The organism is Burkholderia sp. LS-044, from assembly GCF_004803625.1.
Lineage (GTDB): Bacteria > Pseudomonadota > Gammaproteobacteria > Burkholderiales > Burkholderiaceae > Burkholderia > Burkholderia cepacia.
The window spans coordinates 400,626-415,753 of the sequence record NZ_SSWO01000005.1 but is presented as its reverse complement, the minus strand read 5'-3'; the positions used below and the strand labels follow the sequence as shown (position 1 = coordinate 415,753).

General features: G+C 68.2%; 14 protein-coding genes. 7 read left to right on the top strand and 7 right to left on the bottom strand.

Annotation, left to right across the window (positions count from 1 at the left end; genetic code table 11):
- The first annotated feature begins 8 nt into the window (after positions 1-8).
- Positions 9-221: a DUF1059 domain-containing protein gene (locus E9536_RS16180; protein WP_027790372.1), complete on the top strand. Its 213-nt coding sequence runs from the start codon at positions 9-11 to the stop codon at positions 219-221.
- A 114-nt stretch (positions 222-335) separates the two neighbouring features.
- Here E9536_RS16180 and ltaE read toward each other — a convergent pair whose 3' ends face one another.
- The 3 genes from ltaE to E9536_RS16165 all read right to left on the bottom strand — a co-directional run bounded on the left by ltaE (position 336) and on the right by E9536_RS16165 (position 2,409).
- Complete coding sequence (gene ltaE / locus E9536_RS16175) at positions 336-1,349, bottom strand: low-specificity L-threonine aldolase (protein WP_059699840.1); 1,014 nt, start codon at positions 1,347-1,349, stop codon at positions 336-338.
- A 165-nt stretch (positions 1,350-1,514) separates the two neighbouring features.
- Positions 1,515-2,069: a YMGG-like glycine zipper-containing protein gene (locus E9536_RS16170; protein WP_060083809.1), complete on the bottom strand. Its 555-nt coding sequence runs from the start codon at positions 2,067-2,069 to the stop codon at positions 1,515-1,517.
- 13 nt (positions 2,070-2,082) lie between these two features.
- On the bottom strand, positions 2,083-2,409 hold the full coding sequence (locus E9536_RS16165) for a hypothetical protein (RefSeq protein ID WP_060315703.1): 327 nt from the start codon (positions 2,407-2,409) through the stop codon (positions 2,083-2,085).
- A 502-nt stretch (positions 2,410-2,911) separates the two neighbouring features.
- On the opposite strand from E9536_RS16165, the gene E9536_RS16160 reads away from it, so the two are divergent.
- The 3 genes from E9536_RS16160 to E9536_RS16150 are packed head-to-tail and all read left to right on the top strand — an operon-like array spanning position 2,912 to position 5,526.
- The gene (locus E9536_RS16160; protein WP_027790368.1) at positions 2,912-4,324 is read left to right on the top strand and encodes a cytochrome ubiquinol oxidase subunit I; all 1,413 of its coding nucleotides are present in this window, start codon (positions 2,912-2,914) and stop codon (positions 4,322-4,324) included.
- A gap of 40 nt (positions 4,325-4,364) precedes the next feature.
- Complete coding sequence (gene cydB, locus E9536_RS16155) at positions 4,365-5,372, top strand: cytochrome d ubiquinol oxidase subunit II (protein ID WP_027790367.1); 1,008 nt, start codon at positions 4,365-4,367, stop codon at positions 5,370-5,372.
- Positions 5,344-5,526 carry a hypothetical protein gene (locus tag E9536_RS16150; RefSeq protein WP_027790366.1) on the top strand — a complete coding sequence of 61 codons (183 nt, stop codon included), beginning with the start codon at positions 5,344-5,346 and terminating at the stop codon, positions 5,524-5,526. The genes cydB and E9536_RS16150 overlap by 29 nt, the downstream gene beginning before the upstream one ends.
- Before the next feature lie 144 nt (positions 5,527-5,670).
- Here the strand turns inward: E9536_RS16150 and E9536_RS16145 are convergent, their stop codons facing one another.
- Positions 5,671-6,366, bottom strand: a complete 696-nt coding sequence (locus E9536_RS16145) for a hypothetical protein (protein WP_136470165.1) — start codon at positions 6,364-6,366, stop codon at positions 5,671-5,673.
- Positions 6,367-6,466: 100 nt separating this feature from the next.
- On the opposite strand from E9536_RS16145, the gene E9536_RS16140 reads away from it, so the two are divergent.
- The gene (locus tag E9536_RS16140) at positions 6,467-7,372 is read left to right on the top strand and encodes a LysR substrate-binding domain-containing protein (protein ID WP_059523230.1); all 906 of its coding nucleotides are present in this window, start codon (positions 6,467-6,469) and stop codon (positions 7,370-7,372) included.
- A gap of 76 nt (positions 7,373-7,448) precedes the next feature.
- Here E9536_RS16140 and E9536_RS16135 read toward each other — a convergent pair whose 3' ends face one another.
- Positions 7,449-7,643, bottom strand: coding sequence for a YqaE/Pmp3 family membrane protein (locus E9536_RS16135; protein ID WP_021163564.1), 195 nt, complete (start codon positions 7,641-7,643; stop codon positions 7,449-7,451).
- Between the two features lie 154 nt (positions 7,644-7,797).
- Between E9536_RS16135 and E9536_RS16130 the strand changes: the two genes are divergently transcribed.
- On the top strand, positions 7,798-8,934 hold the full coding sequence (locus E9536_RS16130; RefSeq protein WP_136470164.1) for a hypothetical protein: 1,137 nt from the start codon (positions 7,798-7,800) through the stop codon (positions 8,932-8,934).
- 90 nt (positions 8,935-9,024) lie between these two features.
- Here the strand turns inward: E9536_RS16130 and E9536_RS16125 are convergent, their stop codons facing one another.
- Positions 9,025-10,704 (bottom strand): alkaline phosphatase family protein, encoded by a 1,680-nt coding sequence (locus E9536_RS16125; RefSeq protein WP_136470163.1) that lies wholly within the window; start codon positions 10,702-10,704, stop codon positions 9,025-9,027.
- 310 nt (positions 10,705-11,014) lie between these two features.
- Here E9536_RS16125 and E9536_RS16120 point away from each other — a divergent pair, with 310 nt between their 5' ends.
- On the top strand, positions 11,015-11,239 hold the full coding sequence (locus E9536_RS16120; RefSeq protein WP_027790361.1) for a hypothetical protein: 225 nt from the start codon (positions 11,015-11,017) through the stop codon (positions 11,237-11,239).
- 59 nt (positions 11,240-11,298) lie between these two features.
- On the opposite strand, the gene E9536_RS16115 is transcribed toward E9536_RS16120, so the two are convergent.
- Positions 11,299-15,078, bottom strand: coding sequence for a DUF748 domain-containing protein (locus E9536_RS16115; protein WP_136470162.1), 3,780 nt, complete (start codon positions 15,076-15,078; stop codon positions 11,299-11,301).
- Positions 15,079-15,128: the final 50 nt, after the last annotated feature.

Below are 15,128 nucleotides of genomic sequence, written 5' to 3'. Positions count from 1 at the left end.
AGAACATCATGTCCCGCCGCTATATCGATTGCCGCGAGTTTCCCAGCGCGACGCATTGCTCGGTCGCGATTTCCGCCGACTCCGACAACGAACTGCTGGAGGCCGCCGTGCAACACGCGGTGCTGGTGCACCAGCACACCGACAGCGCCGAACTGCGCACGCAACTGAAAGCGCTGTTCCGCGACGGCACGCCCCCCGCCGACGCACCCCGGCAAGCGTAATCCGCCGGCTCGCCCGATATCGACAGACGGGTTGCCCCGTCGCCCCCGTCGCCTCTTCGCTCCCTGCTTCGCGCCACCTCGTGCCGGCTCTCCCGCCGGCCGGCGCATTCCCCGTTACGCGCGGCGCTGCGCGAAATACGCGCCGACCGCGTCGACGAAGGTATCGATGTCCGCGCGCGACACGTCGCAGTGCGTGACGAAGCGCGACGCGTACAGCATCTGCGTGAGGATCCCGCGTTCCTTGAGCCACGCCTCGAGCGGCGCGCAATCGGCTTCGGGGAATTGCGCGAACACCATGTTCGTCGCGTGCGACAGCACCTTCACCGCGTCGATGCGCGCGAGGCCCGCCGCGAGATGCGCGGCGTTCGCGTGATCGTCCGCGAGCCGCTCGACGTTGTGGTCGAGCGCATACAGGCACGCGGCCGCGAGAATGCCCGACTGCCGCATCGCGCCGCCGAGCACCTTGCGCCAGCGCTGCGCGCGCTCGATCAACACGCGGTTGCCGACCAGCACCGAGCCGACCGGTGCGCCGAGCCCTTTCGAGAAGCAGATCGACACGGTGTCGAACGGCGCGCACAGCTCGGCGATCGAACGGCCCGACGCGACGGCGGCGTTGCACACGCGCGCGCCGTCGAGATGCAGCGCCAACCCGCGGCTGCGCGCGAACGCGGTGGCTTCCTGGACATAGCCTTCCGGCAAGACCTGGCCGCCGATCGTGTTTTCGAGCGCGAGCAGGCGCGTGCGGGCAAAGTGATTGTCGATCGGCTTGATCGCCGCGGCGATCTTCGCGAGCGGCAGCGTGCCGTCCGGCGCGTTCTCGATCGGCTGCGGCTGGATGCTGCCCAGCACGGCCGCACCGCCGCCTTCGTACTTGTAGGTGTGCGCGAGCTGGCCGACGATGTACTCGTCGCCGCGTTCGCAATGGGCCATCAGCGCGGCGAGGTTGCTCTGCGTGCCGCTCGGGAAGAACAGGCCGGCTTCCTTGCCGGCGCGCTCGGCCATCACCGCCTGCAGGCGCAGCACGGTCGGGTCGTCACCCCATACGTCGTCGCCGACTTCGGCGGCAGTCATCGCGGCCAGCATTGCCTGGCTCGGACGTGTCACGGTATCGCTGCGTAAATCGATCATCGCTGAGTCCTGGGTAAACGCGGACCGGAACCGATGCGCCCGGCCCTGCCGAAACGAGACTCAGAGTGTACGCAATTCACGCAGCGTGTGTGCGCCGACGGGCGACGGTCGACGCGAGCACGGCGCACCGGCTCGCGATGCGGCACGCCGCCGCCCGGGCCGCCGTCAGTAGCGCGGCGGCGGCGGCTGGACACCCGCCGGCGGCATCGGCGGTGCCGCGCGCGGTGCGCCGCCGTATCCGCCACCGCCGTATCCACCGCCCCCACCGCCGCCGCTCATCCCGCCCGGCACCGGCACGCGGTTGCCGGTCGCGTACATGCATTGCAGGTAGCCGTAGTCGTAGCGGCGCTGGATGTCGTAGGCCGAGCCTTGCGCCGCACCGGCGCCGACGACGCTGCCCGCGAGCAGCCCCGCGCCTGCGCCGACGGCCGCACCCGTGCCGCCGTTGAACGCCGCGCCGGCCGCCGCCCCGAGCGCGGTGCCGACGGCCGCGCTGCCGACCGCGCTCGCGGTCGACGCTTGCCCGGCACTCACGCCGCCCGATTGCTCGAACGCGTATTGACGGCAGTTCGCATCGTCGGCACGGAACTGGTCGAACGACTTGCCGGTGCCGGGCAGCGCCATCACGCTCGGCCCGGTCGGCATGTACGCGCACGCGCCGAGCAGGCCGGCCAGCGCCAGCGCGGCCGGCACGCGCAGTGGTCGAAACAGGGATTTCATCGTCGCGCCTCCGTCACTGCGGCCGTGCCGGCACCGATCGCCAGCCCGACTTGCAGGTCTTCACATGCGGGTAGTAATGCTTCGACGCGTCGCAGTAGTACCAGACGTTCGCGTCGCCGTCGTCCTGCGGCTGCCCTTTCTCGACGTACTCGGGCGGCGGCCCCGGGGCGACGGGTACCGCGACGACGGGCGGCGGGTAGTAATAAGGCGCAGGGACGACGGGGTAGTAATACGGGTAGCCGGGGCCGACATAGACCCCGACCCGGGCGGCATGCGCCACGCCGCCCGTCGCGATCGCCACTGCGGCCACCGCGCCCAGTGCGAGCTTCAATCCATTCACGTCACGTTCTCCGGCTGGCGGTTCGTCGATGCGAACCCGACATACCGAACGCTACGCCGCGCGCGATCCGTCATCCATTACGGGCGCACGCGCCAATGTTGCGCGGCGTTACCGATGTGACAGACCCCATCACCCGCGGCCCGCCGGCACGAGCGGGTGCGTTACGCGATAACGCACCGCAACGGTTCGGCCGCGCGCGGGCGCCGAGGGGGGCGGTGTCGCGCAGCGTTCGCGCCCGGATCGAACCGTTCCGATGACGCGACGCGCCATATTGACGCACGTGCGTCAGACCGCCACGCCGCGGCCGCGCGCGCCGCAAGCAGCCTTCTTGATACGAATCAACGATTTACCCCGGAATCGCGCGCGGCGGGCTGGACATCTGCGACGAGTTGGCGCATTTCGCGGTGCAACATCGCGGCCCATACTCCAGCCAACCCCGACGCCCGTCCGCCGGGGTCCGCCGGCACCCGCCGGCGGGTATCGTCAGCCTCGGTCAACTGGTATGGACACCGCTCTTTCGGCCCTCGATCTGGCCCGCCTGCAATTCGCGTTCACCGTCTCCTTTCACATCGTCTTTCCGGCGCTGAGCATCGGCCTCGCCAGCTTCATCGCCGTCCTCGAATATCGCTGGCTGAAAACCGGCAAGCAGTACTACAAAACCCTCTGCCTGTTCTGGTCGAAGATCTTCGCGGTCGCGTTCGGGATGGGCGTCGTTTCCGGCGTCGTGATGAGCTACCAGTTCGGCACGAACTGGTCGGGCTTCTCGAGCTTCGCCGGCGCCGTCACCGGGCCGCTGCTGATGTACGAGGTCATGACCGCGTTCTTCCTCGAGGCCGGTTTCCTCGGCATCATGCTGTTCGGCTGGAACCGCGTGAGCCCCCGCGCGCACTTCGGCGCGACGCTGATGGTCGCGATCGGCACGCTGATCTCGACGTTCTGGATTCTCGCGTCGAACAGCTGGATGCAGACGCCGCAGGGCTTCGAGATCGTCGACGGCCGCGTCGTGCCGACCGACTGGTTCGCGATCATCTTCAACCCGTCGTTCCCGTACCGCCTGTTCCACATGGCGATCGCCGCGTTCATCGTCGCCGCGCTGGTGGTGGCCGCGACGGGCGCATGGCACCTGCTGAAGGGCCGCCGCGACAAGGGCGTGAAGAAGATGTTCTCGATGGCGCTGTGGCTGCTGCTCGTGCTCGCACCGCTGCAGGCCGTGATCGGCGACCAGCACGGCATCAACACGCTGAAACACCAGCCCGCGAAGATCGCCGCGATCGAAGGGCTGTGGGAAACCGAGAAGGGCGGCACCGCGCTCAACCTGTTCGGCATCCCGGACATGAAGGCGGAAACGACCCGCTACGCGGTGAAGGTGCCGCACCTCGGCAGCCTGATCCTCACGCACAGCTGGGACGGCGAGATCCGCGGGCTGAAGGAATTCCCGCCGGAAGACCGCCCGAACTCGACGGTCGTGTTCTGGAGCTTCCGGATCATGGTCGGCCTCGGCATCGCGATGATCGGCCTCGCCGCGCTCGCGTGGCTCCTGCGCCGCCGCGGCAGCCTGTATGAATCGAAGTGGTTCCAGCGCTTCGCGCTCGTGATGGGCCCGACCGGCTTCGTGTCGCTGCTCGCGGGCTGGGTCACGACCGAAGCGGGCCGCCAGCCGTGGGTCGTGTATGGCGTGATGCGCACCGCGCATGCGGTGTCGCCGCTGTCGGTGCAGCAGGTCAGCCTGTCGATGATGACGTTCGTGATCGTGTACTTCCTCGTGTTCGGCACCGGCGTGTACTACATGCTGAAGCTGATGAAGGCCGGCCCCGCGCTGCCCGACGTGAAGCACGACGACACACCCGACACGCGCCCCGATCACACCGCGCGCCGCCCGATGTCGGCCGTCGACGAGCTGATCGAGACCGTCTGACCCACCCCGGGTCCACCCCATTCCGCACACGAGAAAACCTATGGACGTCACCGTAATCTGGGCCGCGATCATCGCATTGGGGCTCTTCATGTACGTCGTGCTCGACGGCTTCGACCTCGGCATCGGCATCGTCTTCCCGTTCTTCCCGGACGAGAAGGAACGCGACCTGATGATGAACACGGTCGCGCCCGTGTGGGACGGCAACGAGACGTGGCTCGTGCTCGGCGGTGCCGGGCTGTTCGCAGTGTTCCCGGTCGTCTATTCGACCGTGCTGTCGGCGCTGTACCTGCCGCTGATCTTCATGCTGGTGTGCCTGATCTTCCGCGGCGTGTCGTTCGAGATCCGCGCGAAGGCGCGGCGCACGAAGCAGCTGTGGGATCTGGCGTTCATCGGCGGCTCGGCCGGCGCGACGCTGTTCCAGGGGATCGCGCTCGGCGCGTTCCTGCAGGGCATCAACGTGAAGGACGGCGTGTTCGCGGGCGATGCCTTCGACTGGCTCACGCCGTTCAGCCTGCTGACCGGCCTCGGCCTGATCGTGACCTATGCGCTGCTCGGCTGCTGCTGGCTCGTCGCGAAGACGGAAGGCGACCTGCAGCGGCGCCTCCATCGCGTCGTGTGGCCGCTGACGCTCGTGCTGCTCGGCTTCATCGCGGTCGTCAGCCTGTGGACGCCGCTGCAGGATCCGGCCATCGCGCAGCGCTGGTTCGATTCGGGGCTGTTCTGGCGCCTGCTGCCGGTGCCGTTCCTGGTCGCGGCGTGCGCGGTATGGATGCGCCGCGCGGTGCGTGACCGGCATGACATGACGCCGTTCGTGCTCGCGCTGGCGCTCGTGCTGCTCGGCTACGTCGGCCTGCTCGTCACGCTGTTCCCGTATGCGATTCCTCAGACGATGACGATCTGGGAAGCCGCGGCGCCGCGCTCCAGCCAGACCTTCACACTGGTCGGCGCAGCGGTTATCCTCCCGATCATCATCGCCTACACGACGATGGGTTACTGGGTATTCCGAGGCAAGGTGCGCCATGAAGACCAGCATTACTACCACCACTGATTCCGCCGAACACTCCGCCGCGGCGGCCCCCCGGCCGCGGATGCGCGGCTGGATGTGGTTCGTCGTCCTGTGGGCCGGCGGCGTGATCGGCGCCGTCACGCTCGGTTACGCGTTCAAGATCTTCATGAACCTGACGCTGTTCGCGGTGAAGTAGGCTCCTTCCGCGTTGCACGCCGGAGCGCATGCCGGGCCCGTTCCGCGCAATCCGCCTCCGGCGCGCCACCGTCGCCGCCGGCACGCCGCCGTGGCGATCCTCCTCCCCGGCATTCACGCTTTCACGCGCCGGCGCGCACCCCGCTCACCGCTCGCACTTCGTCGCGCACATCGCCTTGTCCACTTCCGCGAAGAACGCCTGGTAGTACTCGGGCTCCATGACGGTCTTGGTACGCGAATCGCCGGCGCTGTCCCACACCGTACGATCGAATCGCGCCCGCACGATCGCGACGTGCGCGTCCCGCCCCGCCCGAACCGTCACGATCGCGGCCACGCGTTCATGATCGGGCTTCGTCGGCAGCATCCCGATGCGCGCCTTCAGCGCGCCGCGCAGCAGCTGACGCCACTTCGGGATCAGCGTGTCGCTGCGCCCCGCTTCCACCAGCCCCGAATCGCGATCGACCGTCACCGGCGCATAACCCTGCGCGCGCAGCGCGCCGGCCACCGCGTCGAGCGCGCGCGCCTGCGTCGCGTCCGCATAGCGGCGGTCGCTGAGCATGCGCAGCGTCTGCTGCTCGGCATCGGTCAGGTCGACTTCGGTCTGGCTCGAGCTGTAGCGCACCAGCGATCCGCCGTTGCCGATCTGCCGCTCGTTGTCGGCTTTCGTCGCGCATCCGGTCAGCGCCGCGAACAGTCCGGCACAGGCGAGCGCCAGCGCGCCGCGGCCGCGCACGGGCGGCACCGCGGCCGGGCGGTTCGTCGCACGACGTGCCGCGCGCCGGACGCGAAGACGGTGGCGAAATCCGGTTGCCCGGGCGTCGGGTGGCGATATGATCGTCATCGGGGCGTTCTCTCCTGTCGGCGCCATGATAGGGAGGCGCCCCGGCCGCCACAAACGACATTTTTTGACCCACTGTGTAGCTTTTCTTCGCGATCTCACGATGCGCCGATTGCCGCCCCTGAATGCGCTGCGCAGCTTCGAAGCTGCCGGCCGCCTGCAGAGCCTCACCCTCGCCGCCGACGAACTGAACGTGACCCAGAGCGCGGTCGCGCAGCAGATCCGCGTGCTCGAATCGTTCTTCGGGCAGAAGCTGTTCGAACGCGACGGGCGCTCGTTGCGGCTCACGCCGCGCGCGCGGCATTACCTCGTCGACGTCGCGAGCTGCCTCGGCCGGCTCGCGCAGGCCACGGGCCAGATGCTCGAACCGGTCGGCGGCCATCCGGTGCGGATCAACACGTCGGTGTCGTTCGCGCATGGATGGTTGCTCACGCAACTGGCCGCATTCCAGGCCGGGCATCCGGATATCGACGTGCAACTCGTCACGACGCCCGACACCGAACGCGACCAGTTCGACGAAACCTGCGACATCGTCATCCGCCGCTATACGCCGGAGCTGCGCCGCAAGGGGTTCGTGTCGCGGCCGCTGCTCGCGACCGTGGCGGTGCCGGTGTGCGCGCCCGGCCACCCGGTGCTCGATGACGCGCGCACGCCGGCCGACCTGCGCAACGCGCCGCTGCTGCATTACGCGGGCTTGCCGCAGGCATGGCAATACTGGTTCCACCAGGCGGGCTCGGTCGTCACCGAGACGCTGCGCGGGCCGTTCTATCGCGAGTTCTTCCTGATGACCAAGGCTGCCGCGAGCGGGCTCGGCGTGTGCCTCGCGCCGCGCGCGGTCGTGCGCGACGATCTCGAGCACGGGCGGCTCGTCGCGCTGTTTCCGGAAGTCCACCTGGAAGGGCCGCCGTTTCACTGCCTGTATCGCGACGACGGCGATGCGTCGCTGCGCACGTTCGTCGACTGGCTGTTCGCGCGGGCGGAGGCGCTGGAAGGGGCGCCGCCGGGATAGCCGACGACGCGCACGGAACTCGCCGCTTCCGCTGCCGGATCGACGAAGCCCGGTATACGGGGAATCGCCCGGGCGCTTACTTTTGCCCGCGCAGCGCCGCTTCGATCTTGCGATCGGTCTTGTACTGGCTCAGCGCATACACCGACCAGATCGCGGCCGGCAGCCAGCCGACGATCGTGATTTGCAGGATCAGGCAGATGATCCCGGCGATCGGGCGGCCGATCGTGAAGAACTGGAACCACGGCAGCAGCAGGGCAAGCAGAAGGCGCATGAACAAACCTCTCGGTGCGTCGTTGAACGGGTGATGCGTGGCGAATATGCCGGTACGGGCGACAGAATTCAAGCCGTTCGTCGCGATACCCGCCTGCTACACTCGCGCGTCGTCGAACGAAGCACGACGAGAACAACAACGGAGAAAGAGGGCAATGAACACCCCGTCGTCACACCACGGCCACGAGCCGCCCGCCATCACGCACCCGAGGAAGGCCCGGCGCCGCTGCGCGGCCGTCGCGCTCGCCGCGCTCGCCGCCGTCGGCGTCGCGCACGCCGAAACGAAGCCGACGACGCGCTACGCGATCAACCTGACCGGCGACAGCGGCAGCGAAATACCGCTGAGCAGCGAGCCCTACAGCTGGACCACGCACGACGGCAAGGTGCTGTCCCAAGGCGTGACCGATGACAAGGGGCATGCCGCCGTCGCACGGCAAGCGGGCGAGACGCACTATGTGCTGGAGACCGTCAACACCCGCTGGATCTACACGGTCGACAACGCGTGCTGGGCGCGCCGCGACGCCGCCTTCGCCCGCTGCGCGAAACTGACCGACGCCGTCAACCTCGTCGCGCAGCGCATGGCCAACGACACGCGCGACGAGCAGGCCGCGGCCGCCCGGCGCCGCGATGCCGCGCTCGCCCGTTACCGCGCGGCCGCGGCGGCCAACGACGACGAACTCGTGTGGCTGGGCCCGCTGCCGGCCGAATGGTCGAGGGACGACGTCCAGAAACAGCTCGACGACGTGTACGGCAAGATCAAGCACGAGCTCGACAATCTCGGCGATGCCGACATCGACGTGTCCCGCTTCGTGTGCAGGTCGCCCGACCAGATCGGCCCGGCTCCGGACCAGCAGGCCGTGATCGACTACATGAGCAGCCTGCGCGAACCCGGCTCGACGACGCCCGCGCAGTGGACGGCGCTCGTCGAGGCCGCGCGCAAGGGCAACTGGCTCGCGCGGCTGCAGATCTTCGTCGCACTCGGCTCGCGCCCGAAGGACGACCTCGTGTCGGTCTACCGGCGTATCCAGCTGATGGGGTGGCTGCAGGCGAACCACGTCGGTGCGCTGTACACCTACTACCTGGGCGAACTCGCCGCAACCGGCTATTTCGAAGGGCCCGGCCCCGGCGCCACGTCGCCGATTCCGTTGTATGCGGCGATGCACGGCAGTTATGCGGCGATGAAACGCGCGGGCGATTCGCTCATGGCGCAGGACGAGCCGGACGTGCAGGCGATCGGCAAGCGCATGCACGATTGCGCGGTGCAGATGATGCCGGTGCTGTTCGCGAAGTAGACGCGGGCAGCACCTCGCGCGGCACCTCACGCGACACGCAGGCCGCCCGCCGCGCGTCCGGCGGCGGGCAGTCCTGCGGCGTCGCGTCGCTCAGCGACCGATACCGAGCCCCGGCAGCACGCCGGTATTCTCGGCCACCACCGCATGCAGCAGGCGCGGGTCGGCACCGAGCAGCCCGAGGATCGTCGGCGCGACCTGCTTCGTGCCGACCGTGTCGGTCACCGTGCGCGCGCGATGCAGGCCCGGATACGACACGAGCAGGCCGAGGTGGCTGTCGTCCGGCGCGTTGCCGCCGTGCTCCTCGTCCTTCTTCGTGCTCGACGTGTAGATCACGCCCGGATTCGGCTGGACGACGATGTCCGGCGTGCGGCCGTTGGCCGGATCGCCGAACCGCTCGGCGAGCGCCGCGCCGTACAGGATGTACGCCTGCGGGCCGTCCGCGCAGATCCCCGGCGCGTTGCAGCCCAGGTTCGCCTTCAGCGTCTGCACCACGGCCGTGCGCTGGTTGCGGTCGCGCAGCCAGATCAGGCCGACGTCGTCGGTCTGCACGAAGCCCGTGCCGACCAGGCCCGAACCGTCGTTCAGGTTGCCCGTCTTCGTGTTGTTCTGGCCGAAGTTGCCGTTCGGGTCGAGATAGTTGTTCGCTTCGAGCAGCTTCGTCAGCGTGTCGCCGTTCTTCACGAGCTTCGTGTGATCGGTCGGCGACTGGCCATGCTTCGACGTGACGATCACGGCCGTCGACGAATACAGGTTCGCCTGCTTCAGCGCCTCGACGACATGGCCGATCGCGTTGTCGACGTACGTGATCGCGTTCGCGACCTGCCCGTTCGGCGTGAAGTTCGCATCCAGGTAGCCGCCGCCCTTCGTCACCACCGCCTTCTGCGCGACGCTCAGCGTCTGGAAATCGGCGCCGAACAGCGTCGGCACCGGCGCGCGCTTCGTGCCCGTCGAGTCGCGGCCGTTGATCTGGTTGATCAGCGCCTGCACGTGCAGGTTGTCGAATTGCGCGGTATGCGAATAGACGTCCGTGTAGTCCGTCTGGGTCGCCGGGTCGATCGAGTTGATCTCGGTGCGCGCGAGATCGTCGACGCCGGTGCCCGACGGCCCGTTCAGCCAGTCGTAGCCCCATGCGTGCTTGTCGGCCCACGCGGTGGTCGCGTTCGGGATGCCCGCCTTCACGGCCTCGAACACCGTGTTGGTCTTCACGTAGTTGTGCGGATAGACCGGCACGCACTTGCCGTCGACCTTCGCGTTCGGGATCGCCTGCGGATTGAATGCGCCGCCGCCGTTCAGGTGAACCAGCGCGCCGCCGTTCTCCGCGTCGATGCCGGTCGTCTCGTCGAACACGACGTTCCAGCCCTGCTTGCCCGAGCAGCTCGTGTCGCCCGGCGCGTACAGGTTGCGATCGTACGACACGTCGTAGAACAGGCCGGCCGTCTTCGGCGAGCCGCCGGTCACGAGCGCGGCGAGGCCCGGAAACGAATCCGACAGGCCGGGCGTATAGGCATTCGTGTAGGTCACGCCGCTCTTCGCGAGCACCGCGATATTCGGGCACGTGTTCGCGCCGATGCAGCGCGCGAGATCCTGCTCGTGCAGGCCGTCGACGCTGATCAGCAGCACGTGCTTCACGACGCGGCTCGCGCGGCCGCGGTCCGCGCCCTGACGGTTGCCGTCCTGCTGCGCCGCATGCGCGCCCGCGCCTGCGAGCGCCAGCGCGCCCGCCACCATCCCCACCCACTTCCGCTGCTTCCCAAGGAAAGACATGATCACCCCACCTCATCGATTGACGTTGAACTGCGTGACTTGCCATCAGGCGCGCAAGAATATGGCTGCGCCGTGGGTCGTTCGCATGAAGCGGGGCTTTCTGTTTTCTATCAAACGTAACCAATCGCAAGTGACACGATGCGGTCGCAAACCAGCGTGGCCGGGCGCGCGTTGCGGAATCGCGCGCTCACCGGCAAGCACCGCCCCGGTGCATCGGCCACCGTCCGCGGCGTCACCCGCCGCACGATTTTTTTTCAGGCTTGGCGCGCGACTATTGGCGTGTGATAAAGGGTTTTCCCTGACCCGGAGCAAGAGTATGTCGACCCTGGAAGCCCTCCGGTTCGTGCTGGACGATGCACGCACCCCCGAAATCATTCGCCACCACGTCGTCGACGCGTTGCAGTACGCGTTGCGCAACTACGGACAGGTGTTCACCGCGAAGGAAGTCGAATGGCTGGCGCAGTGGGACGACGCGCGTCTGCCGCTGGCCGCGAAGAAGGAATTGGGCAAGCGCGAGGAACCGGCGATCGCCGCGCGCTGAAGGCAGCGCGCCGCCGCGCCCGAACGGAGGAACGGGCGCAGCGGCGGCGGACGGCCTGCTTACTGCAGGCCGAAATCGACGCGGGTGGTCGCGCCCTTGTCGTCGATGCCCTTCGCATCGAGCTTCGGTGCGACGACGAACACACGGCTCGAATCGATCTTCCCCTCGAGGTACTGGCGCACGGCCTGCGCGCGCTGCTGCGCGAGCGCACGCAGCGCGTTGTCGTCGGCCGGCGCGTGTTCGGCGAGCGCCTTCTTCATGTCGGCATCGGGCAGCGTCTTCTGCAGGCCGATCAGGTTGCGCGGCTTCTTGAAGTCGGCGGCCTTGTACGCGCGCGTCAGGTACTTGCTGTACTCGGCCGGCTCGACCTTCACCGACATCGGGTCGATGCTCTCGCCCTGCCCGATCACGTCCTTCAGCTTCTGCTGGCGCACCAGCCGCTCGACGTACGCGTCGCCGAGCCCCGACGTGTCCTTTGCCGGGTCGACGCGGCCGATCAGGTCGAGGCGGATCGACGGCTTCTCGGTCAGCATCTTCACGACGGTGTCGAGCTTCTTCTGCTGCGCGTCGTCGAGCTGGTACGAGCCCGGCGCGAATTCGACGTAGCCGAGATCCTCGCCGCCGCTGCCGAACGCATGCGCGAGCAGCGAGAACGGCGACGTGACGGCCTTCGCGATCAGGTTCAGCACCGCGCGCCAGATCAGCCCGCCGACACTGAACTCGGGGTTCGACAGCGAGCCCGACACCGGCAGGTTCACGTCGATCTGGCCGCGCGTGTTCTTCAGCAGCGAAATCGCGAGCTTCACCGGCAGCCTGGTCGCCGTGTCGTTCTCCACATGGTCGCCGAACGTGAGCTGGTCGATGAAGATGTGGTTGTTCGCCTTCAGCTGGTCGTTCGCGAGCTCGTAATGCAGGTCGACGTTGAGCTTGCCCTTCGTGATCGGGTAGCCCGCGTACTTCGCCGAATACGGCGTCAGGTTGGTCAGCTCGATGTCGTGCGCGGTCGCGGTGAGGTCGAGCGCCGGTTTCTCGATCAGCGGGTTTACCGAACCCTTGATCGAGATCGGCCCGTTGCCCGCGAGGTTCGCGGCGACGTCGACCGGCGCGGAGGTCGTCGAATCCGTGCCGAACGCGCCGACCGTGCCCTTGATCGCGACCAGGTTCGCCGTGTAGTTCGGCTTGATGAAGTTGTCGGTGTAGGTGACGCGGCCGTTCTGCAGCAGCAACTCGCCGAAATGCATCCGCACCGGGTTCTGCGGCGGCTGCGCGGCCTTCACGACCACCGTCGCCGACGCGGCGGCCGGCGCGGATGCCTGCTGCGCGGCAGCCGGCGGCGTCACGCCCGGCGACAGCGGCACCGGTTCGCCCTTGCTCGCGTCGCGCGTGAGCGACTGCGCCGGGCCCGTCTCCTTCGCGACCACGTCCTTCAGGTTCAGCCGCCCCTGCGCATCGAGCAGCACGCGGCCGTAGAAGTTCGAGAACGTCACGCGCGCCGCGTCGACGTCGGTGCCCTTCTCGTCGTAGTTCGCCTTCAGGTTCGTCAGCGCGAGCGAGCGCCAGCCCGCGAACGGGTCGGAGGTCGCCTTGTCGAGCATCCGCACGTCGACGAGCGCGACGTCGCCGCGATAGGTCGCGCGCGGGGCGTCCTTCACCTGCGCGAACGTCAGGTTGCCCTGCGCGTTGAGCAGCGCGCTGGCGATCGTCGCGTTCAGCGCGCTGCCGAAGTACGGCTCGAACGCGGCCGCGTCGAGGCGGTTGCCGTTGATCTTCAGGCCGAGCTTCAGCGGCTGCGCGGTCACGTCGCCCGTCACGTTCAGCGAGCCCTTGCGGTTCAGCGTCGCCTTCAACTGCACGGGCAGCGGCTTGCTCATGTCGTCGCTGATCTTCTGCACCGACAGGTCCAGCGGCTTGATCGCCAGCTTCACCGGGCGCGGCGTCGACAGGTCGGTGAAGTTCGCGGACGAATCCTTCACGTTCAGCGCATCGATCCGGTAATGCCACGACGGCGCGGCGGCCTCGGCCTTGCGCGCGACCGTGCGCTTCGGCACCGACGCCTGCGCGGGTTCGGCCAGCGCCGCGAGGTCGATCTTGCCGTCCTTCAGGCGCTGCACGTCGAGCGCGAGCCCGCTGGCGTCGACGCTCGCGATCTCCGCGGTGCGCGCGGCAACGTCGACCTTCGCGATCTTCGCGCTCGCGTCGGGCAACACGATCGCGGGCGCCTTCGCGTCGGGCGTCGCGATCTTCAGCGACTTCAGGCTGACCGTGCTGTCGGCGACCTGCGCGGCGAGCGGCGTCTTGCCCCAGTCGGCCTTCGCGTTGACGGTGGCGCCGAGCGTGCCGTCGAGCACGCGCGCACGCGTGGCCTCGCCGAGGTACGGTTGCAGCGCCGGCAGCGCGAGGGCGGCGACCGTCAGCTTGCTGTCGGCCTGCTTCTCCGCGAGATTGAACGTGCCTTCGGCCGTCACGTCGCCGCCGCGCGACAGCGACGTCGACAGCGTGTATTTCGCGGGGGTCTTGCCCTGCATCGAGAAGCCGTCGAGCGTCGCGGCGAGCTTCGTGAGCGACAGCGCGGTCGGCGTTGCCGGCACGCGGTCGTCGACGTTGACCGTGCCGCCGTCGATCGCGAAATGGCGGATCGTCAGGTCGAGCGGCGGCGCCGCCTTCGCGGCGGCTTCGACCTTTGCGCCGCTGGCGGCGGCTACCGCAGCCGCAGAAGCGGCCGCGGCGCCCGGCGCCGCCGGCTTGCCCTCCGCGGCGTTCGATGCGGCTGCCGGCTGCGCGGCGAGCTTCTCGACGTTCAGCACGCCCTGCTTGTCGCGCGACAGGTCGACCACCGGCTGGTCGATCCGGATCTCGTCGAAGTGCAACGCGTTGCGCAGCGGCTCGAGGCTGGCCGCCGCGACATGCACGCCGCGCGCGGCGAACAGCGGCGCGGACGCGCGGTCCGTCACCTTCGCGTCGTTCAGGTCGACGGTGCCCGATACGCGCAGCGCGGGCGTCTCGCCGCTCATCACGAAATTGACCTTGAGGTCGCTGCTCAGCAGGCCGCTCGTCACGGCCACCGGCAGCTTCGCGGGCACGTACGAGATCAGCTTCGGCACGTCGAGGCCGTCGAATTTCAGTGCGATCTCCGATTCGCGCGACTGCGCGAACGGCTTGGTCTTGCCGTCGATCGCAATCGGGCTGCCGTCGAAGCGCGCGCGCAGCTTCGGCTCGACGAAGATGTCGGTCTTCGATGCCAGCGTCGCGATGTACGGAATGCCGAGCGTCCAGTTGTCGACGACGTGCTTTTCGTTCAGCAGGCGGTCGTCGAAATCGATCCGGCCGTTGTTGACCTGGATGTTCGACACCGAGAACTGCGTCGGCTTGCTTTCCGGTTTGGGCGACGGCGTCGAGAATTTCTCGATCAGGTCGGTGAAATTGAAGCGCTGCGCATCGTAGCGGACGATATGGAAGCGCGGCGAGTCGAGGCGGATTTCATTGACGATCGGCGCACCGCGGAACAGCGACGACCACGACGGCCGCACGACGAGCTTCGCGATGTCGATGAAGTCGCCCTGCCCGCCCTTGTCGCCGAGATGGATGCCGTCGGCTTCGAGGTTCAGCGTGTACGGGTTCAGCGCGATGCGCCGGATCGTGGCGGGGCGGTCGAGCTGCTGGCTCAGTTGCTGTTCGGCGATATGGCGGATCAGCGGCGGCGCCGCGAAGAACCCGAGCAGTCCGAATAAAACGAGGAAGATCAGCAGGCCGAGGCCGATGCGCCGGGTGCGGCGCGAGCGTGCAACGCCACCGAGGGCATGGAGGGTCGAGGATACGGTTTCTTTGTCTGCGCTTGCCATGCTTGAATGCCTCGGGATTGGATGCCGGCCGTACCGGAGAACCGGTCGGC